The sequence below is a fragment of the Streptomyces sp. LaBMicrA B280 genome (assembly GCF_049222185.1).
Lineage (GTDB): Bacteria > Actinomycetota > Actinomycetes > Streptomycetales > Streptomycetaceae > Streptomyces > Streptomyces murinus.
Genome location: NZ_JBMJCT010000022.1, coordinates 1 through 20,180, shown reverse-complemented (window position 1 = coordinate 20,180; position 20,180 = coordinate 1). Strand labels below are relative to the sequence as shown.

The 20,180-nt window shown below is 71.4% G+C and carries 20 protein-coding genes; 16 read left to right on the top strand and 4 right to left on the bottom strand.

Going from position 1 to position 20,180, the window contains the following annotated elements; translation table 11 throughout:
* The first annotated feature begins 140 nt into the window (after window positions 1-140).
* The 4 genes from ACLF5H_RS19515 to ACLF5H_RS19500 all read left to right on the top strand — a co-directional run bounded on the left by ACLF5H_RS19515 (window position 141) and on the right by ACLF5H_RS19500 (window position 3,991).
* On the top strand, window positions 141-1,694 hold the full coding sequence (locus ACLF5H_RS19515; RefSeq protein WP_421677289.1) for an alpha/beta hydrolase: 1,554 nt from the start codon (window positions 141-143) through the stop codon (window positions 1,692-1,694).
* 78 nt (window positions 1,695-1,772) lie between these two features.
* Entirely contained in the window at window positions 1,773-2,189 is a 417-nt protein-coding gene (locus tag ACLF5H_RS19510; RefSeq protein ID WP_421677288.1) for a RidA family protein, read from the top strand.
* 101 nt (window positions 2,190-2,290) lie between these two features.
* Window positions 2,291-3,352, top strand: coding sequence for a YihY/virulence factor BrkB family protein (locus ACLF5H_RS19505; RefSeq protein WP_421677287.1), 1,062 nt, complete (start codon window positions 2,291-2,293; stop codon window positions 3,350-3,352).
* A 162-nt stretch (window positions 3,353-3,514) separates the two neighbouring features.
* Window positions 3,515-3,991: a hypothetical protein gene (locus ACLF5H_RS19500; protein WP_421677286.1), complete on the top strand. Its 477-nt coding sequence runs from the start codon at window positions 3,515-3,517 to the stop codon at window positions 3,989-3,991.
* Between the two features lie 180 nt (window positions 3,992-4,171).
* On the opposite strand, the gene ACLF5H_RS19495 is transcribed toward ACLF5H_RS19500, so the two are convergent.
* The gene (locus tag ACLF5H_RS19495; RefSeq protein ID WP_421677285.1) at window positions 4,172-4,756 is read right to left on the bottom strand and encodes an adenylosuccinate lyase; all 585 of its coding nucleotides are present in this window, start codon (window positions 4,754-4,756) and stop codon (window positions 4,172-4,174) included.
* A gap of 403 nt (window positions 4,757-5,159) precedes the next feature.
* On the opposite strand from ACLF5H_RS19495, the gene ACLF5H_RS19490 reads away from it, so the two are divergent.
* The 7 genes from ACLF5H_RS19490 (at window position 5,160) to ACLF5H_RS19460 (ending at window position 14,489) form a co-directional block, all read left to right on the top strand.
* On the top strand, window positions 5,160-6,962 hold the full coding sequence (locus tag ACLF5H_RS19490; RefSeq protein WP_421677284.1) for a 3-hydroxyacyl-CoA dehydrogenase family protein: 1,803 nt from the start codon (window positions 5,160-5,162) through the stop codon (window positions 6,960-6,962).
* A 193-nt stretch (window positions 6,963-7,155) separates the two neighbouring features.
* On the top strand, window positions 7,156-7,974 hold the full coding sequence (locus ACLF5H_RS19485) for a TetR family transcriptional regulator (RefSeq protein ID WP_421677283.1): 819 nt from the start codon (window positions 7,156-7,158) through the stop codon (window positions 7,972-7,974).
* Between the two features lie 431 nt (window positions 7,975-8,405).
* Window positions 8,406-9,743: a crotonyl-CoA carboxylase/reductase gene (gene ccrA / locus ACLF5H_RS19480; RefSeq protein ID WP_421677602.1), complete on the top strand. Its 1,338-nt coding sequence runs from the start codon at window positions 8,406-8,408 to the stop codon at window positions 9,741-9,743.
* Window positions 9,744-9,752: 9 nt separating this feature from the next.
* A complete protein-coding gene (locus ACLF5H_RS19475; RefSeq protein ID WP_421677282.1) occupies window positions 9,753-11,804 on the top strand; it encodes a protein meaA in 2,052 nt (683 codons plus the stop codon).
* A complete protein-coding gene (locus ACLF5H_RS19470; RefSeq protein ID WP_421677281.1) occupies window positions 11,801-12,766 on the top strand; it encodes an HpcH/HpaI aldolase/citrate lyase family protein in 966 nt (321 codons plus the stop codon). Before ACLF5H_RS19475 ends, ACLF5H_RS19470 begins: the two co-directional genes overlap by 4 nt.
* Window positions 12,767-12,771: 5 nt before the next feature.
* Window positions 12,772-13,284 carry a MaoC family dehydratase gene (locus tag ACLF5H_RS19465; protein WP_421677280.1) on the top strand — a complete coding sequence of 171 codons (513 nt, stop codon included), beginning with the start codon at window positions 12,772-12,774 and terminating at the stop codon, window positions 13,282-13,284.
* A complete protein-coding gene (locus ACLF5H_RS19460) occupies window positions 13,284-14,489 on the top strand; it encodes an acyl-CoA dehydrogenase family protein (RefSeq protein WP_421677279.1) in 1,206 nt (401 codons plus the stop codon). Before ACLF5H_RS19465 ends, ACLF5H_RS19460 begins: the two co-directional genes overlap by 1 nt.
* Before the next feature lie 36 nt (window positions 14,490-14,525).
* Here the strand turns inward: ACLF5H_RS19460 and ACLF5H_RS19455 are convergent, their stop codons facing one another.
* Window positions 14,526-14,651 carry a hypothetical protein gene (locus ACLF5H_RS19455; RefSeq protein WP_256638473.1) on the bottom strand — a complete coding sequence of 42 codons (126 nt, stop codon included), beginning with the start codon at window positions 14,649-14,651 and terminating at the stop codon, window positions 14,526-14,528.
* An 18-nt stretch (window positions 14,652-14,669) separates the two neighbouring features.
* Here ACLF5H_RS19455 and ACLF5H_RS19450 point away from each other — a divergent pair, with 18 nt between their 5' ends.
* Window positions 14,670-15,326: a phosphatidylserine decarboxylase gene (locus ACLF5H_RS19450; RefSeq protein WP_421677278.1), complete on the top strand. Its 657-nt coding sequence runs from the start codon at window positions 14,670-14,672 to the stop codon at window positions 15,324-15,326.
* A gap of 22 nt (window positions 15,327-15,348) precedes the next feature.
* Window positions 15,349-16,167: a CDP-diacylglycerol--serine O-phosphatidyltransferase gene (pssA, locus tag ACLF5H_RS19445; protein WP_421677601.1), complete on the top strand. Its 819-nt coding sequence runs from the start codon at window positions 15,349-15,351 to the stop codon at window positions 16,165-16,167.
* A gap of 108 nt (window positions 16,168-16,275) precedes the next feature.
* Here the strand turns inward: pssA and ACLF5H_RS19440 are convergent, their stop codons facing one another.
* Window positions 16,276-17,412 (bottom strand): glycerate kinase, encoded by a 1,137-nt coding sequence (locus ACLF5H_RS19440; protein ID WP_421677277.1) that lies wholly within the window; start codon window positions 17,410-17,412, stop codon window positions 16,276-16,278.
* A gap of 174 nt (window positions 17,413-17,586) precedes the next feature.
* Between ACLF5H_RS19440 and ACLF5H_RS19435 the strand changes: the two genes are divergently transcribed.
* From ACLF5H_RS19435 to ACLF5H_RS19425, 3 genes are all read left to right on the top strand, one after another.
* Window positions 17,587-18,705, top strand: a complete 1,119-nt coding sequence (locus ACLF5H_RS19435) for an ADP-ribosylglycohydrolase family protein (protein WP_421677276.1) — start codon at window positions 17,587-17,589, stop codon at window positions 18,703-18,705.
* The gene (locus ACLF5H_RS19430) at window positions 18,689-19,183 is read left to right on the top strand and encodes an NUDIX domain-containing protein (RefSeq protein WP_421677275.1); all 495 of its coding nucleotides are present in this window, start codon (window positions 18,689-18,691) and stop codon (window positions 19,181-19,183) included. The genes ACLF5H_RS19435 and ACLF5H_RS19430 overlap by 17 nt, the downstream gene beginning before the upstream one ends.
* Window positions 19,184-19,254: 71 nt before the next feature.
* Entirely contained in the window at window positions 19,255-19,995 is a 741-nt protein-coding gene (locus ACLF5H_RS19425; RefSeq protein WP_421677274.1) for an SIR2 family NAD-dependent protein deacylase, read from the top strand.
* Window position 19,996: 1 nt separating this feature from the next.
* On the opposite strand, the gene ACLF5H_RS19420 is transcribed toward ACLF5H_RS19425, so the two are convergent.
* The coding region (locus ACLF5H_RS19420; protein WP_421677273.1) for a methylated-DNA--[protein]-cysteine S-methyltransferase at window positions 19,997-20,180 on the bottom strand (184 nt) is incomplete at its 5' end.

Sequence of the window (20,180 nt, the reverse complement as noted above, 5' to 3'; positions counted from 1 at the left end):
CGCGGGAGCGTTCGAGGGCTTCGCGCGGGCAATAGGGTCAACTATCGGCGCAACACGTTCTCCAGGGGCCCCGCATCGGGACGATGCGGCGAGGACCGCGATCGCGCGGTCCGCTCGACCTCTCCGTCCCGGGAGGACCCATGAGAAGACGCGCAGCCGTGCTGTGCGCGGCCGCCGCCGTCCTGGCGGGCTCGGTCACCGGAGCCCCGGCGCGGGCCGCCGCACCCGCGCCGCTCACCTGGAAGAAGTGCGCCACCGGCGACTATCCGACGCTGGAGTGCGCGACGTTGAAGGTGCCGCTGGACCACGCGGACCCGGCGGGCCGGCAGATCACCCTCGCCCTGTCCCGCGTCCCGCACACCGCGGCGGCCTCCCTGGGCCCGCTGCTGGTCAACCCCGGCGGCCCCGGCGGCAGCGGGCTCACGCTCGCCGGGTTCGTGGCCTCGGCGCTGCCGAAGGACGTGGCGGCGCGGTACGACGTCATCGGCTTTGACCCGCGCGGGGTCGGCCGCAGCAGCCCCGCCCTCGACTGCGCGCCCGGCCATTTCACGCCGGTGCGCCCGGACACCGTGCCGGGCACGCCCGCGCTCGAACAGGCGAACCTGGAGCGCGCGCGGTCCTTCGCCGCGGCGTGCGGCAAGCGGTACGGCGATGTGCTGCCGTACATGAACACCGTCAGCGGCGCGCAGGACATGGACAGCATCCGCGAGGCCCTCGGCGCGTCGCGGATCAGCTACTTCGGCTACTCGTACGGCACCTACCTCGGCGCGGTGTACGCCAAGCTGCACCCCGGGCGGGTGCGCAGGCTGGTGCTGGACTCGATCGTCGATCCGACCGGGGTCTGGTACGCGGACAACATCGGCCAGGAGCGGGCCTTCGACGACCGGCACCGCGCGCTGATGGCCTGGATCGCCAAGTACGACGCGACGTACGGGCTCGGCAAGGACCCCGCGAAGGTCGAGGCCGGGTGGTACGCGATGCGGGCGGACCTGGCGAGGAGACCGGCCGGGGGGAAGGTGGGCGCGGCCGAGCTGGAGGACACGTTCGTCCAGGGCGGCTACTACAACGGCTACTGGCCCTACCTCGCCGAGGCGTTCGCCTCCTACGTCCACGACAAGAAGACCGAGCCGCTGGTGGAGGTGTACGACGACTTCGCCGGTGCGAGCTCCTCCGGCGACAACGGCTACAGCGTGTACACGGCCGTGCAGTGCGGGGACACCGCCTGGCCGCGCGACTGGGCGCGCTGGCGGCGGGACGCGTGGGCGGTGTACGAGAAGTCGCCCTTCATGGCCTGGAACAACGTCTGGTACAACGCGCCGTGCGTGTACTGGCCGACGGGCCGTGCCCAGCAGCCGAGCGTGGCCAACGCCGGGCTGCCGCCGACGCTGCTCTTCCAGGCCACGGACGACGCGGCCACCCCGTACGCCGGTGGCGTCGCGGCCCACCGGCTGCTGACCGGCTCCAGCCTGGTGGTCGAACAGGGCGGCGGCAACCACGGCATCACCCTGAGCGGCAACGCGTGCCTGGACCGCTATCTCGCCGCCTACCTGGCCGAGGGCAAGGTCCCCCGCTCCGCCGGTCCCGCCGACGCGGTCTGCGCCAAGTCCCCGGATCCGACGCCGCTCGCGTCCAAGGCGGCGTCGACGGCCTCGCGCGGGTCGATCCTGCACGGCCTGCTGGGGTTCCGGCGCTGAGGGCGGGGTGAAGGGGGGCGCCGCCAAGGGGCGGGCGCCGCGCGGGCGTTGTCGGTGGCGTGGTCCATGATGGGGCGCATGACCGAACCGATCAGGATCACCGCCCCCGCCGGTGTCGCCCCCGCGGCGCAGTACAGCCATGTGGTGACGGCGACGGGCCGTCTCGTCGCCGTCTCCGGCCAGCTGGCCCTGGACGAGGACGGCGAGCTGGTCGGCCCCGGCGACCCCGCGGCCCAGGCCCGCCAGGTCTTCGCGAACCTGCGCCGCTGTCTGGCCGCGGCGGGCGCGGGCTTCGAGCATGTGGTGAAACTGACGTACTTCCTCACCGACATGGCCCATATGCCGGCCGTGCGCGCCGCCCGCGGCGCCCACATACCCGAGGACCGGCTCCCGGCCGCCTCCGCGGTCCAGGTGGCCGGTCTGGTCTCCCCGGACTTCCTGATGGAGATCGAGGCGCTGGCGGTGCTCCCGGACCCCGGGCCCGCCGCGGCCTGACCCGGACGCCGCCCGCACCGGCCGGGCCGCGCGCACCGCCGACCGGGGTGACCTCCGCTCCGCCCCATGACTCCGCGCCGACTTCGGGGTACTCGCCCCCCATGGAGAAACCGCATCTTCCAGGACGCAGGGACCGTGACGGCGGCGAGCCGGACGCTCGGGTGCCGTCGCCCGAGGAGGCCGGGCCGGGGCGGGAGGTGGAGGACAGGGCGCCGCGGTCACCCGCGCAGCTGCCGAAGGCCGCGTGGGTGGCCGTGCTCAAGGGGAGCCTCAAGGAGTTCAAGAAGGACGAGCTGACCGACCGGGCGGCGGCGCTGACCTACTACTCGGTGCTGGCCCTGTTCCCCGCGCTGCTGGTGCTGGTGGCGCTGCTCGGCATCACCGGGCGGTCGACCACCGACCGGCTGCTGAACAGCATCCGGCAGCTCGCCCCCGGCTCGGCGCGGGACGTGCTCACCCGCACCGTGGAGCAGTTGCAGAACAGCGCCGGGACCGGCTCGATCCTGGCGGTCGTGGGCATCGTGCTGGCCCTGTGGTCGGCGTCCGGATACGTCGCCGCCTTCATCCGCACCGCGAACGCCGTGTACGACGTGCCGGAGGGCCGCCCGATCTGGAAGGTGCTGCCGGTACGCCTCGGGGTCACCGTGGCGCTGATGCTGATCGCGCTGGTCTGCTCCGTGATCGTGGTCTTCAGCGGTGGCCTGGCCCGGCATGTCGGACAGTCGCTGCACATGGGGGACGCGGCGCTGACCGCCTGGTCGATCGCCAAGTGGCCGGTGCTGGTCCTGCTGGTCGTCCTGATGATCGCCATCCTGTACTGGGCCTGCCCGAACGCCAAGGTCCGGGGCTTCCGGTGGATCACCCCGGGCAGCCTGCTGGCCCTGCTCATCTGGATGGTGGCCTCCGCCGGCTTCGCGATCTACGTGGCGAACTTCTCGTCGTACAACAAGACCTACGGCGCCATGGCCGGCATCATCATCTTCCTGATCTGGCTCTGGATCTCCAATCTGGCGATCCTCCTGGGCCTGGAGTTCGACGCCGAGACCGCCCGGCAGCGGGCCATCGCCGGTGGCCATCCGCCCGAGTCGGACGCGCCGTACACCGAGCCGCGGGACACCGCGACATGGGACCAGGACGATGTCCGCCGTATGAAAGACAGCTGATCGCCGCCCGCGCGCCGGGTGCGCGGGGGCGGCGCGCGGGACATGCCCCCACTGCTCCTTGCCCGCTCCCCCGCACTGCTGTCAACCTCGACCTCGGGCCACTGTGCGCACGGTGTGTCAGAGATCGGTGACACCACGCAGTCGGCAAGAGGGGGCAGCCGCATGGTGATCAAGTCCAGGGGCGTGGTGGCCGCGATGGCCGGGGTGGCGGTGCTGGCCGCCGCGTCGGCGGCGACCGCGACGGCGGCCCAGACCGCGCGCCCGGCCGGTGCCGCGGCCTCCTGCGGCACGAGCATCGACCCCGACACCCGGATCCCGAGCGGCCGTCGGCACTCCGGCCCGACCCTGCGGATCGGCGGGGCCACGGTCAAGGTGCGCTACGGCAACGCTAAGCAGGGCGCGCCGTACTACGTGTGGGCGGCGGTCTCGGGCGCGCGCGGGGGTGACACGGTCGCCCTGGAGTGGGACGTCGACTACGGCTCGTGGGCGGACTTCGGCGTCTGCTCGGCGACCGTGCACTCGGGCGGGGCGCAGAACACCCGCGCGGTCAAGTACGTGCACGGCAAGGGCTGGCACCTGGAGGCGGAGGCCTGCGGGCGGCACGCCGGGCACCGGGCGTGCACCGCGTACTGGCCCTGACCGCACAGGCCGTGTAGCCGCACAGGCCGCGTAGCCGCAGAAGCCACGTAGCCGCACAAGCCGCGTGATCGCACAAGCCGCGGGCCGGGCGCCGAACCGCCCGGCCCGCCGTTCCGCCCGGCCGCCGTGCCCGCCGTTCCGCCCGGCCGCCGTCCCCCTGCCGCCGTCCCGCTGCCGCCGTCAGCCGGTCCGCTTCTCCGCGGGCAGCCGGGCCAGCGCGTGCACCGCCGCCTCCGCGAGCGCCGGATGGGCGAGGGCCTCCGTGAGGACGCGCCGGGCGCGGCCGTCGCCGAGGGTGCCGAGGCCCTCCACACAGGCGAGGGAGACCCGCCGGTACGGATCGTGCGGGCGCAGTCGCCGCTCCAGGGTGGTGATCAGCGCGGGCACGGACTCGGGGGCCCGCAGCACGACGAGGAGCCGCACCGGGTGCAGGGCGTAGGCGACGCGGAGTTCATTGGTGGCGAGGGCGGCGGCCGCGCGGGCGGTGCGGGGGTCGCCGAGCCGGGCCAACGCGTGCGCGGCGCCGGCGCAGCGCGGGGGGTCGCGGTGGTTGAGGAGGAGCACCAGGGACTCGAACGCGCGCCGGTCGCCCGCGCGGCCGAGCCGAAAGGCGGCCAACTCCCTGGCCCACAGCGGCTGTCCGGGCGCGGTGAGGACCTCCGCCAGTTCGTCCAGGTCCCCGGTCGCCAGCAGGGCGTCGAAGGCCGCCGAGCCTCCCGACTCCCGCCGTAAGCGTTCCGTGACCGATCGCAACTCTTCGTCCACGGCATCAGGTTAAGCATGTTGCCGGGGCAACGGGAGACACCTCGCACACAAAGAACCCTTCAGGGGACTGGCGCGCTCGTTACCCACCGGTTAAGCTCATACGAGCGAGCAACCCTCTCTCGCACTCCGCTGGTGACGGTCTGGTGACGCGGCCGTCGCGGGCAAGGAACGGTTCGGTACGCCAGGTGCGCCTCGTGCGCTAAGTACCGCGAGTACGACCCGGCTTGGGACAGAGCCGGTCGGAAGACATCGCCACCGCTGGGCGCCCAAAACGCCCGTCGGCACCGGCACCGGGCGTGTGCGCTCGTCAGCCCGGCAACACCCGCACTCCTCCGCGCTCCGTGGTGCGCCCTCGGCGCACCCGGCGCTTCCTCGTCGTCACCCTCATACCTGGAGTCCCGCGATGGCCACTCCCCTGTCCGACACCCCTCTGTCCCTCAAGAAGATCGCCGTCGTCGGCCTCGGCACGATGGGCACCGGCATCACCGAGGTCCTCGTGCAGGCCGGCCGCGAGGTCGTCGGCATCGACGTCAGCGAGGCCCAGGCCGCCCGCGCGCTGACCGCCCTGGAGGCATCCACCGCCCGCTCCGTCGAGCGCGGCCGGCTGACCGGGGCCGAGCGCGCGGACGCCCTCGCCCGGCTGCGCACCTCCACCGATCTGGCCGCGGCGGCCGACGCCGACCTGGTGATCGAGGTGGTCCCGGAGTCGTACGAGATCAAGCACCAGATCTTCCGTGAACTGGACGGTGTCGTCCGCCCGGAGACCATCCTGGCCACCGGCACCAACGCGCTGTCGGTGACCCGGCTCGCCGCCGACTCGGCCCGCCCCGAGCGCGTGCTCGGCCTGCACTTCTTCAACCCGGCCCCGGCGATGAAGCTGGTGGAGGTCGTCTCCTCGGTGCTGACCGCGCCGCAGGTCGTCGCCGCCGTCACGGATCTCGCGCTGGAGCTCGGCAAGGAGCCCGTCGCGGTCGGCGACCGCCCCGGCTTCGTCGCCGACGGCCTGCTGTTCGGCTACCTCAACCAGGCCGCCGCGATGTACGAGGCCCGCTACGCCTCCCGCGAGGACATCGACGCGGCGATGCGGCTGGGCTGCGGTCTGCCGATGGGCCCGCTGGCGCTGCTCGACCTGATCGGCATCGACACCGCGCGCACCGTCCTTGACGCCATGTACGCCGAGTCCCGCGACCGGCTGCACGCCCCCGCCCCGATCCTCAAGCAGCTCAGCGAGGCGGGTCTGACCGGCCGCAAGGCCGGGCGCGGCTTCTACACCTACGAGGCGCCGGGCAGCGCCGCCGTGGTGCCGGACCCGCTGACCCCGGCGGCGGACGGCACCGGCGCCGCGGGCCGCGAGGTCCGCTCGGTGGGCGTCGCCGGTTCCGGCACCATGGCCTCCGGCATCGCCGAGGTGTTCGCCAAGGCGGGCTACGACGTCGTCCTGGCCGCGCGCAGCGAGGAGAAGGCCGAGGTGGCCAAGGCCCGGATCGGCAGGTCGCTGGCGCGCTCCGTGGACAAGGGCCGGCTGACCGCCGAGGCGGCCGCGCAGACCCTGGAGCGGATCACCCCGGCCGGTTCCTACGACGCGTTCGCGGACGTCGACCTGGCCGTCGAGGCGGTGGCCGAGGACCTGGAGGTCAAGCGGCAGCTCTTCCAGGCGCTGGACAAGGTCTGCAAGCCCGGCGCGGTGCTCGCCACCACCACCTCCTCGCTGCCCGTCGTCGCCTGCGCCCGCGCCACCTCGCGCCCGCAGGACGTGATCGGCATGCACTTCTTCAACCCGGCCCCGGCCATGAAGCTGGTCGAGGTCGTGCGCACGGTGCTGACCGCCGACGAGGTGCACGCCACCGTCCGCGAGGTCTGCCGCACGGTTCGCAAGCACGCGGTGGACTGCGGCGACCGGGCCGGTTTCATCGTCAACGCGCTGCTGTTCCCGTACCTGAACAACGCCGTGAAGATGGTCGAGGAGCACTACGCGACGCTGGACGACATCGACGCGGCGATGCGGCTCGGCGGCGGCTACCCGATGGGCCCGTTCGAACTGCTGGACGTGGTCGGCCTGGACGTCTCGCTGGCCATCGAGAAGGTGCTGCACCGCGAGTTCCGCGACCCCGGCCTCGCCCCGGCCCCGCTCCTGGAGCACCTGGTGGCCGCGGGCTGCCTCGGCCGCAAGACCGGGCGCGGCTTCCGCGAGTATGCCCGCCGCTGACGGCGTCGGCGACTGGTCCCGCGCGGAGACGGACGCGGGGACGGACACTCAGACGGACACGCAGGCGGACACGGAGACGGACTGGGGCGGGCTGCTCGGCCCCGCCACGGCTCCCCCGCCAGGCCCTTCGTGGCCTGGCGGGGCAAACCGGACTCCCGCACATGGCACCGCGTCCATGCAGTACGTTCGGGTCATGTCCCAGCCCGCCAAGTCCTCCCGTACACCAGCTACGCCCGACGCGCCGGAAAGTGCCGCAGGCAGTCGCGCCGCCGCCCAGCGGCTCAAGATGCGCCGAGAACTGGCGGCCGCAGCCATGGAGCTGTTCGCGACCAAGGGGTACGAGGGCACCACCGTCGACGAGATCGCGGCGGCGGCCGGAGTCGCCCGCCGCACCTTCTTCCGCCACTTCCGCTCCAAGGAGGAGGCGATCTTCCCGGACCACGACGACACCCTGGTCCGCGCCGAGGCGGTCCTGAACGCCGCTCCGGCGCACGAGCATCCACTCGACACGGTGTGCCGGGGCATCAAAGAGGTCATGCGGATGTACGCGGCGCATCCGGACATCTCCGTGGCCCGCTACCGGCTCACGCGCGAGGTGCCCACCCTGCGCGAGGCCGAGATCGCCTCCGTCGCCCGCTACGAGCGCCTGTTCACCCGCTATCTGCTCGGCCACTTCGACGAGCGCGCGCACGCGGACGACGCCAACGACGACCCGCTGCTGGCCGAGGTCGCCGCCTCCGCCGTCGTCACCGCGCACAACCATGTGCTGCGGCGCTGGCTGCGCGCGGACGGCCAGGGCGATGTGGAGGCGCAGCTCGACCACGCGTTCGCGATCGTCCGCAAGACCTTCGGCACCGGCATCGGCGCCGGCCGGAGCACGGCCGCCCGGACGGCCGCCACCGCCCCGGCGACGGTGTCCCCGCACGGCGAGGTGCTGGTCACCGTCGCCCGTACCGACGCCCCCCTCGAAGAGGTCATGCGCACCATCGAGGAGGCGCTGAAGGAGCGCTGAACCCGCTCTGCCCTTGTGATGACGGCCACCCTTCGGGGTGGCCGTTTTGCCATGTCAGGGGCCCTTTTCCCGCGGATTCCGGAGGCCGTTCGATCGATCATCGCTCATTTGTTACGTAAAGATTTCATCTGAGAGGAACTTCTGGCACTCAGTGCCTTGTCACCTGACACGCGGTGTCATACGTTGAAGAGGTCCGGGCGGCCGGCGAGCAGCGACCATTCGTTCGCCGGCTGTCCCCGGGGCCTTATGGCCCGCGCGCCCGGACGCCTGCGTCACAGGCAACCTCCCGCGCCACAAAGCGCTGCCGAAGCACCACCGAGCCGAACCGACGGCACTTTTCACCAAACCCTCAGCAGCACGCCCCGCAGCACCGACGAACCCTCAAGCGCCCCTCCCTCAGGGCGCTCACCGCCGGAGGCAATACCGTGACCGTGAAGGACATCCTCGACGCGATCCAGTCGAAGGACGCCACGTCCGCCGACTTCGCCGCACTGCCGCTGCCCGAGTCCTACCGGGCGATCACCGTGCACAAGGACGAGACGGAGATGTTCGCGGGTCTGGAGACCCGTGACAAGGACCCCCGCAAGTCGATCCACCTGGACGACGTCCCCGTGCCCGAGCTCGGGCCGGGCGAGGCCCTGGTGGCCGTGATGGCCTCCTCGGTCAACTACAACTCGGTGTGGACCTCGATCTTCGAGCCGCTGTCCACGTTCGGGTTCCTGGAGCGCTACGGCCGCACCAACGAGCTGGCCAAGCGCCATGACCTGCCGTACCACATCATCGGCTCCGACCTCGCGGGCGTCGTCCTGCGCACCGGCCCCGGCGTCAACGCCTGGAAGCCGGGCGACGAGGTCGTGGCGCACTGCCTCTCCGTCGAGCTGGAGTCCTCCGACGGCCACAACGACACGATGCTCGACCCCGAGCAGCGCATCTGGGGCTTCGAGACCAACTTCGGCGGCCTCGCCGAGATCGCGCTGGTCAAGTCCAACCAGCTGATGCCGAAGCCCGGCCACCTCAGCTGGGAGGAGGCCGCCGCCCCCGGTCTGGTCAACTCCACCGCCTACCGGCAGCTGGTGTCCCGCAACGGCGCCGGGATGAAGCAGGGCGACAACGTCCTCATCTGGGGCGCGAGCGGCGGACTCGGCTCGTACGCCACGCAGTTCGCGCTGGCCGGCGGCGCCAACCCGATCTGTGTCGTCTCCAGCGACCAGAAGGCGGACATCTGCCGTTCGATGGGCGCCGAGGCGATCATCGACCGCAGCGCCGAGGGCTACAAGTTCTGGAAGGACGAGACCACCCAGGACCCCAAGGAGTGGAAGCGCTTCGGCAAGCGCATCCGCGAGCTGACCGGCGGCGAGGACATCGACATCGTCTTCGAGCACCCCGGCCGCGAGACCTTCGGTGCCAGCGTCTTCGTCACCCGCAAGGGCGGCACCATCACCACCTGCGCCTCGACCTCGGGCTACATGCACGAGTACGACAACCGCTACCTGTGGATGTCCCTGAAGCGGATCATCGGCTCCCACTTCGCCAACTACCGCGAGGCATGGGAGGCCAACCGCCTCATCGCCAAGGGCAAGATCCACCCGACGCTGTCGAAGGTGTACTCCCTGGAGGACACCGGCCAGGCGGCCCACGATGTCCACCGCAACCTGCACCAGGGCAAGGTCGGCGTCCTGTGCCTCGCCCCCGAGGAAGGCCTCGGCGTGCGCGACGAGGAGATGCGGGCCGAGCACCTCGACGCCATCAACCGTTTCCGGAACATCTGAGAGCCGTAGATGACAGAGCGTCAGTCTGTGTCCCAGGCGCAGAAGAAGAAGGATCGTCCGTGGCTGATGCGGACGTACGCCGGCCACTCGACGGCCGAGGCGTCCAACGAGTTGTACCGGCGCAATCTCGACAAGGGCCAGACGGGTCTGTCGGTGGCGTTCGACCTGCCGACGCAGACCGGCTACGACCCCGACCACATCCTCGCCCGCGGCGAGGTCGGCCGGGTGGGCGTGCCCGTCTCGCACGTCGGTGACATGCGCCGGCTGTTCCAGGACATCCCCCTGGAGCAGATGAACACCTCGATGACGATCAACGCCACCGCCATGTGGCTGCTGGCGCTCTACCAGGTCGTCGCCGAGGAGCAGGGCGCGGACATCACCAAGCTCCAGGGCACGACCCAGAACGACATCGTCAAGGAGTACCTGTCCCGCGGCACGCACGTCTTCCCGCCGGGACCCTCGCTCCGCCTGACGACGGACATGATCGCGTACACGGTCTCCCACATCCCGAAGTGGAACCCGATCAACATCTGCAGCTACCACCTGCAGGAGGCCGGGGCCACGCCGGTGCAGGAGATCGCGTACGCGATGTCCACCGCGATCGCCGTGCTGGACGCCGTGCGCGACAGCGGCCAGGTGCCGCAGGAGCGCATGGGCGACGTGGTCGCGCGCATCTCCTTCTTCGTGAACGCGGGCGTCCGCTTCGTCGAGGAGATGTGCAAGATGCGGGCGTTCGGCCGCATCTGGGACCAGGTCACCCGCGAGCGGTACGGCATCGAGAACCCCAAGCAGCGCCGCTTCCGCTACGGCGTCCAGGTCAACTCCCTCGGCCTGACCGAGGCGCAGCCGGAGAACAACGTCCAGCGGATCGTGCTGGAGATGCTGGCCGTGACGCTGTCCAAGGACGCCCGCGCGCGTGCCGTGCAGCTCCCGGCCTGGAACGAGGCGCTCGGCCTGCCCCGCCCCTGGGACCAGCAGTGGAGCCTGCGCATCCAGCAGGTACTCGCCTACGAGAGCGACCTGCTGGAGTACGAGGACATCTTCGACGGCTCGAAGGTGATCGAGGCCAAGGTGGCGCAGCTGGTCTCCGACTCCCTCGCGGAGATGGCGCGGATCGAGGAGATGGGCGGCGCGATGGCCGCCGTCGAGTCCGGCTATCTCAAGTCCCAGCTGGTCTCCTCGCACGCCGAGCGCCGGGCCCGGATCGAGTCCGGCGACGAGAAGATCATCGGCGTCAACGCCTTCGAGGGCACCGAGCCCAACCCGCTCACCGCCGACCTGGACACCGCGATCCAGACGGTGGACCCGGCGATCGAGGCCCAGGTCGTCTCCGCGCTCCAGCGGTGGCGGGACACCCGCTACCAGCCGCCGTTCAACCATCCGCGTCCCTGCAAGGCGCTGGAGCGGCTGAAGGAGGCCGCCCGGGGCACCGGCAACCTGATGGAGGCCACCCTGGAGTGCGCCCGCGCGGGGGCCACGACCGGCGAGTGGGCGGGGGCGCTGCGCGAGGTGTTCGGCGAGTACCGGGCGCCCACCGGGGTCTCCTCCGCGCCGGTGGCCGTGCCCGTCGAGGCCGGCTCGGCGCTCGCCGAGGTGCGCGCCAAGGTGGACGCCACCGCCCGCGACCTGGGCGTCGGCAAGCTGCGTTTCCTGGTCGGCAAGCCGGGCCTTGACGGGCACTCCAACGGCGCCGAGCAGATCGCCGTGCGCGCCCGTGACGCCGGCTTCGAGGTGGTCTACCAGGGCATCCGGCTCACCCCCGAGCAGATCGTGGACGCGGCCCTCGCCGAGGACGTGCACGCGGTCGGCCTGTCCATCCTGTCCGGCTCGCACGCCCAGCTGGTCCCGGACGTGCTCCAGCGCCTGCGTGTGGCGGGTGCCACAGATATACCGGTGATCGCAGGTGGCATCATCCCGAACGGTGACGCCGAGCAGCTCAGGGAGGCCGGAGTGGCCGCCGTCTTCACCCCGAAGGACTTCGACATCACCGGGATCATCGGCCGCATCGTCGACGAGATCCGGACCGCGAACAAGCTCGACCCCCTGGAGGTCCCCGCATGACCGCCCCCGTCAACCGCCTGCGTCCCCGGCGCTCGTGTCTCGCCGTCCCGGGCAGCAACCCCCGCTTCCTGGAGAAGGCGCAGGGCCTGCCGGCGGACCAGGTGTTCCTGGACCTGGAGGACGCGTGCGCCCCGCTCGCCAAGCCCGAGGCGCGGCACACCATCGTCAAGTTCCTCAACGAGGGTGACTGGACGGGCAAGACGCGGGTGGTCCGCGTCAACGACTGGACGACCGAGTGGACGTACCGCGATGTCGTGACGGTCGTGGAGGGCGCAGGGCCGAACCTCGACTGCATCATGCTGCCGAAGGTGCAGAACGCCGAGCAGATCGTGGCGCTCGACCTGCTGCTCACCCAGATCGAGAAGACGATGGGCTTCGAGGTCGGCCGGATCGGCATCGAGGCGCAGATCGAGAACGCGCAGGGCCTGAACAACGTCAACGCGATCGCACAGGCCTCCCCGCGCATCGAGACCATCATCTTCGGCCCGGCCGACTTCATGGCCTCCATCAACATGAAGTCCCTGGTCGTGGGCGAGCAGCCGCCCGGCTACCCGGCGGACGCCTACCACTACATCCTGATGAAGATCCTGATGGCCGCCCGCGCCAACGACCTCCAGGCGATCGACGGCCCCTACCTCCAGATCCGCAATGTCGACGGCTACCGCGCGGTCGCCCAGCGCGCCGCGGCCCTCGGCTTCGACGGCAAGTGGGTGCTGCACCCGGGCCAGGTCGAGGCGTCCAACGAGATCTTCTCGCCCTCGCAGGAGGACTACGACCACGCCGAGCTGATCCTGGACGCGTACGACTACTACACGTCCGAGGCCGGCGGCAAGAAGGGCTCCGCGATGCTCGGCGACGAGATGATCGACGAGGCCAGCCGCAAGATGGCCCTGGTCATCTCCGGCAAGGGCCGCGCGGCCGGCATGCGCCGCACCACCGAGTTCGAGATCCCGGAGGGCTGAGCGCGATGCAGTTCGGACGCACCTACGAGGAGTTCGAGGTCGGGGCGACGTACAAGCACTGGCCTGGCAAGACGGTCACCGAGTACGACGACCATCTGTTCTGTCTCCTCACCATGAACCACCACCCGCTCCACATGGACACCAACTACGCGGAGAGGACGACGGACTTCGGCAGGAACGTCGTCGTCGGGAACTACATCTACTCGCTGCTGCTCGGCATGTCGGTGCCGGACATCTCCGGCAAGGCGATCGCCAACCTGGAGATCGAGTCGCTCAAGCACGTGGCGCCGACCTTCCACGGCGACACGATCTACGGCCAGACGACCGTGCTGGACAAGTGGCCGTCGAAGTCGAAGAACGACCGCGGCATCGTCTACGTCGAGACCAAGGGCTACAAGCAGGACGGCACCCTGGTGTGCGTCTTCCGCCGCAAGGTGATGGTGCCGACCGAGACGTACATCAAGGAGCGCGGCGGCGAGCAGCCGGGCCGCCCGGAGCCGAAGCAGCAGGAGAAGTGATGGCGCGCCTCGCCCAGACCGCCGGTCTGACCGACGTCCAGCAGGAGATCCTCTCCACCGTCCGGGACTTCGTCGACAAGGAGATCATCCCGGTCGCCACCGAGCTGGAGCACCGCGACGAGTACCCGCAGCAGATCGTGGACGGCCTCAAGGAGCTGGGCCTGTTCGGTCTGATGATCCCCGAGGAGTACGGGGGTCTGGGCGAGTCGCTGCTCACCTACGCGCTGTGCGTGGAGGAGATCGCCCGCGGCTGGATGTCGGTGTCCGGCATCATCAACACCCACTTCATCGTCGCGTACATGCTCAAGCAGCACGGCACGCGGGAGCAGAAGGACCACTTCCTGCCGCGGATGGCGGCCGGTGACATCCGGGGCGCCTTCTCGATGTCGGAGCCGGCGCTGGGCTCCGATGTGTCGGCGATCAGCTCCAAGGCGGTCAAGGAGGGCGACGAGTACGTCCTGACCGGTCAGAAGATGTGGCTGACCAACGGCGGCACGTCGTCGCTGGTGGCCGTCCTGGTGCGCAGCGACGAGGGCCACCCGGAGGGCACCGCCCCGCACAAGTCCATGACGACCTTCCTGGTCGAGAAGGAGCCGGGCTTCGGCGAGGTCCGCCCGGGCCTCACCATCCCCGGCAAGATCGAGAAGATGGGCTACAAGGGCGTCGACACCACCGAGCTGATCATGGACGGGCTGCGGGTCCCGGCCGATCGGGTGCTCGGCGGCGTCACCGGCCGGGGTTTTTACCAAATGATGGACGGCGTGGAGGTCGGCCGGGTCAATGTCGCGGCCCGCGGCTGCGGCGTCGCCCAGCGCGCCTTCGAGCTGGGTGTGCGGTACGCCCAGCAGCGGCACACCTTCGGCAAGGCGATCGCCCAGCACCAGGCCATCCAGTTCAAGCTGGCCGAGATGGCGACCAAGGTCGAGGCCGCGCACGCGATGATGGTCAACGCGGCGCGCAAAAAGGACTCCGGGCAGCGAAACGACCTGGAGGCCGGCATGGCGAAGTACCTCGCCTCCGAGTACTGCAAGGAGGTCGTGGAGGACGCCTTCCGCATCCACGGCGGGTACGGTTTCTCCAAGGAGTACGAGATCGAGCGCCTGTATCGTGAGGCGCCGATGCTGCTCATCGGTGAAGGTACCGCCGAGATCCAGAAAATGATCATCGGTCGCAGGTTGCTCGAAGAGTATCGATTCCAAGGCTGATTGTCCGCATACGGGGTGTTTTCTTCGAGGGGAAGATCACACCCCGTAGAGGTTGTTCAGCCGGTCTTCGGCCGCCGACTCGGCTTCCTGGCTTGCCCAGTTGTGGCCCGCGACCGGTACGATCCCCGGAAAGCCGCCGTCCCCCGTCTTGCGCGGCATCATCCGCTACGAAGGTCATCCATGCCCCACAGCCAAACCTCTGCACCTCGCGACAGCCGAGCCGGCGTACGCCTCGCGCGCGGAGCATCGCCGTGGCTTCTCCCGACCGTCGCCACCGCAGCCCTCAGCCTGGCCCGCGCCCGCCGCTCGGGTGCCGCCAAGGCCGTCGCCGTGCCCGCCACCGCGCTCGCGGCGGGCATGCTGTGGTTCTTCCGCGACCCCGAGCGAGAGATCGCCCAGGGCCGGGTCATCTCCCCGGCCGACGGTGTGGTGCAGAGCATCATGCCCTGGAAGGACGGCCGCACCCGCGTCGCCATCTTCATGAGCCCGCTCAATGTTCATGTCAACCGCGCGCCGCTCGCGGGCGAGGTGACGTCGGTCGAGCACATCTCCGGCGGCTTTGTTCCGGCTTTCAACAAGGAGAGCGAGAACAACGAGCGCGTAGTCTGGCATTTCGACACCGAACTCGGCGACATCGAGATGATCCAGATCGCCGGTGCGGTGGCCCGCCGCATCGTGCCCTACATCCCTTCGGGCACGAAGGTCGAGCAGGGCGACCGTATCGGTCTGATCCGCTTCGGCTCGCGTGTCGATCTCTACCTGCCCGAGGGCGTGGAGGTGGCGGTCGAGGTCGGTCAGAAGACCGTGGCTGGGGTGACTCGCATTGACCGTGATTGATCCGGAGACCCAGGCGAACTGGGTGCCCGAGGCCGACGAGGTGGACGAAGAGGAGGAGATGCCGCTCTCGCTCCGCCTGTCGATAGCGGACACCCTCACGCTCGGTAACGCCACGTGCGGGTTCATGGCGGTGTACTTCACCACCACCGGCATCCTGATCCCGCACCTCACCGGCAGCCAGGAGTCCGGCATGGCCCGCCACAGCGCGGCCACGGCGGTCATCCTGATGCTCTGCGCGGCGGTGTTCGACCTCTTCGACGGTCTGGTGGCGCGCAAGCTGCGGTCCTCGCCGATGGGCGCGGAGCTGGACAACCTCTCCGACCTGATCAGCTTCGGCCTCGCGCCGGCGTACTTCGTCCTCGTCTACGGCATGGTCGCGGACGACGCGCATCAGAGAGTGGCGGCGCTCGGGGCAATCGTGGTGCTCTTGGCCGTCGTCCTGCGGCTCGCCCGCTTCTCGTGCGTGACGATGAAGGACGGCGTGTTCCAGGGGATGCCCTCGCCGTTCGGCGCGCTCACCGTCGTCTCGATCGTGCTCCTGGAGCTGCCGTTCGTGGCGACGCTGCTGGCGATCGTCGGTACGGCGTGGCTGATGGTGAGCCGGGTGGAGTACCCGAAGCCGCGGGGGCGGCTGGCCGGGGCGATGCTGTCCTGGATCGTCCTGTCCATGGGTCTGCTGGCGGCCTGGGCGTTCGACGCGCCGAGCGGTCAGCTGCTCCTGCAGACGGGGTGTGCGCTCCAGCTGGTCATGGGCGCGGTGATCCCGCTGTTCGCCACGGCGCGGCGGGTGAACAACTTCCGCGACAACCGGCGGGAGGCGCGGGCGGCGCAGTTGCCGTGACGGCGTCTTGACGAAGGGCCCCGAACCCAGGGTTGGCTGGGTTCGGGGCCCTTGTCTTTTCCCGCGCTGGCCGGGGCCGAAGCCCCCAAGGCAGTCACGTCAGGGTGGTCACACCAGCAGGTCCTCCGCGATGCGGGACGCGAGGCGCTCCAGGATCGGGCCGGCGTCCGCGATGCAGCGGGAGACGTCGGGCTCGACCGACGTCAGGGGGTAGGCCCGGCTGATCCCGGCCGACCGCAGCGCGGCCTCCGCCAGCGCCAGCCGCCCGCACACCGCCACGACCTCCTTGCCCGCCGCGCGCGCCGCCGCCGCCACCCCCGCCGGGGCCTTGCCGTGCAGCGTCTGCTCGTCCAGGGAGCCCTCGCCGGTGATCACCAGGGATGCCCGGGACAGCGCGGGAGCGAAGCCGAGGACGTCGAGCATGATCTCGATCCCGGGCCGGAACCGCGCGCCGAGCAGCAGCGCGCCGTAGCCGATGCCCCCCGCCGCCCCCGCACCCGGCGCCGCCGCGTACTCCACCGCCCGCGCCCCGGCCGAAGCCTCCAGCACCGCCACGTAGTGCCCGAGCGCCGCGTCCAGCGCCCGTACGTCGTCCGGCGAGGCCCCCTTCTGCGGTCCGTACACCGCGGGCGCGCCCTTCGGTCCGGTCAGCGGGTTGTCGACATCGCTGGCGAGCACCAGGGAGACCGAGGACAGCCGGGGGTCGAGACCGGAGAGGTCTGCGCGGGCCAGCCCGGCGAGAGCGCCGCCCCCCGGCGGCACCGGCTCCCCGTCCGCCCCCAGGAACCGCGCCCCGAGCGCCGCCAGCATCCCGGCGCCGCCGTCCGTCGTGGCGCTGCCGCCGACGCCGAACACGATGGTCTCCGCGCCCGCGTCCAGCGCGGCCCGCAGCAGCTCACCGGAGCCGTACGTGGAGGCGGTCAGCGGGGCGAAGACGCCGGCCGGAAGCCGGTGCAGCCCGCTCGCCTCGGCCATCTCCACCACCGCGGTGCCCTCGCGCAGCGCGAACGCCGCCGTCACCGTCTCCCCCAGCGGCCCGCTCACCCGCACCTCATGGCGCTCGAACCCGGCCGCGACCGCAGCCGCCACGGTCCCGTCGCCGCCGTCCGCGACGGGCAGCGCCTCGACCACCAGGTCCGGCACCACCCGGCGCAGCCCGGCCGTCACCCGCTCGGCGACCTGCACGGCCGTCAGCGAGCCCTTGAACTTGTCCGCGGCGATGAGTACCCGACGGCTCTCACCCACAGCTTCCGCCACCTTGCCATCCCCTTGCTCTCCGGGCCCCGCACGTGTCGGGACCGGTCGCGCCGCTGCGACCCTAACCTCGGCGCCCCCTCGCCGTCATGCCCCGACCACGGGCTGAGCGGGCCGGGGGCGGGAATCGGGAACAGGACCGGGGAAAACGGGTAGGCCCCTGGCATGAGCAGCGAGCACCCCCCGCCCACCGGCCTCACCGACCGGATCCACGGCGGCTGGCTCGGCCGGATCGCGGGCAACATGCTCGGCAAGCCGGTCGAGCAGGGCGAGGTGTGGACCCGGGCGCGCATCGACCGGTATCTCGGCGACCGCGACGCGCTGCCGCTCACCGACTACCTGCCGGAGCCCGCCGACCCGGCCGACATCGCCGCACTGCGCCCCGAGTGGCGCTCCTGCGTCCGGGGCCGGATCTACGGCAGCTGCCGGGACGACGACGTGGACTACACGATCCTCGGACTGCACCTGCTGGAGAGCCGCGGCTTCGGCTTCAGCACCGAGGACGTCGGCGAGCTGTGGCTGCTGCGGCTGCCGTACCTCCAGACGTTCACGGCGGAGCGGGCGGCGTACCGCAACCTCGCGGGCGGGCTGCGGCCGCCGCTGACGGCGACGTACGACAACCCGTACCAGGAGTGGATCGGCGCCCTCATCCGCGCGGACGTCTTCGGCTGGGTCTGCCCCGGTGATCCCGGGCGCGCGGCCGGTCTGGCGCGCCGGGACGCCGTGCTGTCGCACACGGGCAACGGTGTCTACGGCGCCATGTTCGCGGCCGCGCTGATCGCGGCGGCCTTCACCGCGCCGACCGTGCGGGACGCGCTGGAGAGCGCACTCGGGGTGATCCCGGCGAGCAGCCGCCTCGCCCGTACGGTGCGCCGCGTCATGTCGCTGCACGCGGCCGGCCTCGACTGGGCGGACACCGTGGACACCGCGACCGGGGAAAGTCCCGGGGGCTGGATCCACACGGTGCCGAACGCGGCCGTCCTCACCGCGGGGCTGCTGTACGGCGACGACGACTTCACCCGCACCCTCGCGCTGACCGTGCGCGGCGGTCTTGACACCGACTCCAACGGGGCGACGGCGGGCTCGGTGGCCGGGGTCCGCACCGGCGCCGCGGCCCTGCCCGGCCAGTGGAAGGACCCGCTGGAAGACACGGTCCGCAGCGCGGTGTTCGGATTCGACGGGGTGCGGATCAGTGCGCTGGCCGAACGCACCGTGCGCCTGGCGCACGACGGTTCGCGGCCCGGCCCGGCTGGATACCCTTCCCTCCATGACGTCCACCACTGACTACGCCGCGTACATCGCCTCACTGCCCCGGGTCCTCGCCGGGGCCGCCGCGCTCTTCCGGGACAGCGCGGGCCGGGTGCTGCTGGTCGAGCCCAACTACCGCGAGGGATGGGGGCTTCCGGGCGGCACGGTGGAGTCGGACAGCGGGGAGACGCCCCGTCAGGGGGCTCGGCGGGAGACGCGGGAGGAGATCGGGCTCGACCGGGCGCTCGGGCGGCTGCTCGCCGTGGACTGGGTGCCGGGGACGGGACGGCCGCCGCTGGTGGCGTACGTGTACGACGGCGGGGTGCTCACCGATGACGAGCTGGGCGCGATCCGGCTCCAGGAGGAGGAGCTGCTGTCCTGGCGGCTGGTCCCGCGCGCGGAACTCGCCGCGCACCTCCCCGGCGCCCTCGGCCGCCGCGTCCTCGCCGCCCTGGACGCCCTCACCGACGGCTCGGGCCCGGCCGAGCTGGAGAACGGGCACCGGGCGGGCTGACCGCGCGGCCGCGCCGCCACCGCGCGGATATCCGTTGGCCCCTCGCCGCCCGGCGTCCTACCCTCGGCCCCATGGGCAAGCCTCTCGTGGCCGTTCTCAGTGGCGCAGGTATCTCCACCGATTCCGGGATCCCCGACTACCGGGGCCCGAACGGGCTGTGGCGGCGCGATCCCGAGGCCGAGAAGCTCGTGACGTACGAGTACTACATGGGCGACCCGGAGATCCGCCGGCGTTCCTGGCGGATGCGCCGCGAGAACCGCGCCCTGGAGGCCGAACCCAACGCCGCCCACCGGGCAATCGCCGAGCTGGAGCGGTCCGGGGTACCGGTGCGGGTGATCACGCAGAACGTGGACGGGCTGCACCAGCTCGCCGGGACGCCCGCCCGCAAGGTGCTCGAACTGCACGGCACCGCGCGGGAGTTCCTCTGCACCCTGTGTCACACGCGTGGTCCGATGCAGGACGCCCTGGAGCGGCTGGCCGCCGGTGAGGACGATCCCCGCTGCCGGGAGTGCGGCGGCATCCTGAAGTCCGCCACCGTGATGTTCGGCGAACGTCTCGACCCGATGGTCCTCGGCCAGGCCGTGGCCGTCACCAAGGCCTGCCAGGTGTTCATCGCCGTCGGCAGCAGCCTCCAGGTCCAGCCCGCCGCCGGCCTCGCGGGCGTCGCCGCCGACCACGGCGCCCGCCTGATCATCGTCAACGCCGAACCCACCCCGTACGACGACCGGGCCGACGAGGTGATCCGCGAGCCCATCGGCACCGCGCTGCCCCGGCTGCTGGCCGCGCTGGCCGGGGATGTTCCGGCGGGTTGAGTCAGAACAGGGCGGTGCCGCGTTCGAAGTCGAGCAGGCGGCGTTTGCGGTCCAGACCGCCGCCGTAGCCGGTGAGGCTGCCGTCGCTGCCCACGACGCGGTGGCAGGGCACGATGATGCCGATCGGGTTGCGGCCGTTGGCGAGACCGACCGCCCGGGAGGCACTCGGCTTGCCCAGGGCGTCG

Bases quoted from the DNA above. Each gene is read 5' to 3' on its own strand.
- ACLF5H_RS19430 (WP_421677275.1), top strand. From the start codon at position 18,689: ATGACGTCCACCACTGACTACGCCGCGTACATCGCCTCACTGCCCCGG.
- ACLF5H_RS19500 (WP_421677286.1), top strand. From the start codon at position 3,515: ATGGTGATCAAGTCCAGGGGCGTGGTGGCCGCGATGGCCGGGGTGGCG.
- ACLF5H_RS19435 (WP_421677276.1), top strand. From the start codon at position 17,587: ATGAGCAGCGAGCACCCCCCGCCCACCGGCCTCACCGACCGGATCCAC.
- ACLF5H_RS19490 (WP_421677284.1), top strand. From the start codon at position 5,160: ATGGCCACTCCCCTGTCCGACACCCCTCTGTCCCTCAAGAAGATCGCC.
- ACLF5H_RS19470 (WP_421677281.1), top strand. From the start codon at position 11,801: ATGACCGCCCCCGTCAACCGCCTGCGTCCCCGGCGCTCGTGTCTCGCC.
- ACLF5H_RS19425 (WP_421677274.1), top strand. From the start codon at position 19,255: ATGGGCAAGCCTCTCGTGGCCGTTCTCAGTGGCGCAGGTATCTCCACC.
- ACLF5H_RS19455 (WP_256638473.1), bottom strand. From the start codon at position 14,651: ATGATGCCGCGCAAGACGGGGGACGGCGGCTTTCCGGGGATCGTACCG.
- ACLF5H_RS19505 (WP_421677287.1), top strand. From the start codon at position 2,291: ATGGAGAAACCGCATCTTCCAGGACGCAGGGACCGTGACGGCGGCGAG.
- ACLF5H_RS19460 (WP_421677279.1), top strand. From the start codon at position 13,284: ATGGCGCGCCTCGCCCAGACCGCCGGTCTGACCGACGTCCAGCAGGAG.
- ACLF5H_RS19450 (WP_421677278.1), top strand. From the start codon at position 14,670: ATGCCCCACAGCCAAACCTCTGCACCTCGCGACAGCCGAGCCGGCGTA.
- ACLF5H_RS19485 (WP_421677283.1), top strand. From the start codon at position 7,156: ATGTCCCAGCCCGCCAAGTCCTCCCGTACACCAGCTACGCCCGACGCG.
- ACLF5H_RS19475 (WP_421677282.1), top strand. From the start codon at position 9,753: ATGACAGAGCGTCAGTCTGTGTCCCAGGCGCAGAAGAAGAAGGATCGT.
- ACLF5H_RS19510 (WP_421677288.1), top strand. From the start codon at position 1,773: ATGACCGAACCGATCAGGATCACCGCCCCCGCCGGTGTCGCCCCCGCG.
- ACLF5H_RS19515 (WP_421677289.1), top strand. From the start codon at position 141: ATGAGAAGACGCGCAGCCGTGCTGTGCGCGGCCGCCGCCGTCCTGGCG.
- ACLF5H_RS19465 (WP_421677280.1), top strand. From the start codon at position 12,772: ATGCAGTTCGGACGCACCTACGAGGAGTTCGAGGTCGGGGCGACGTAC.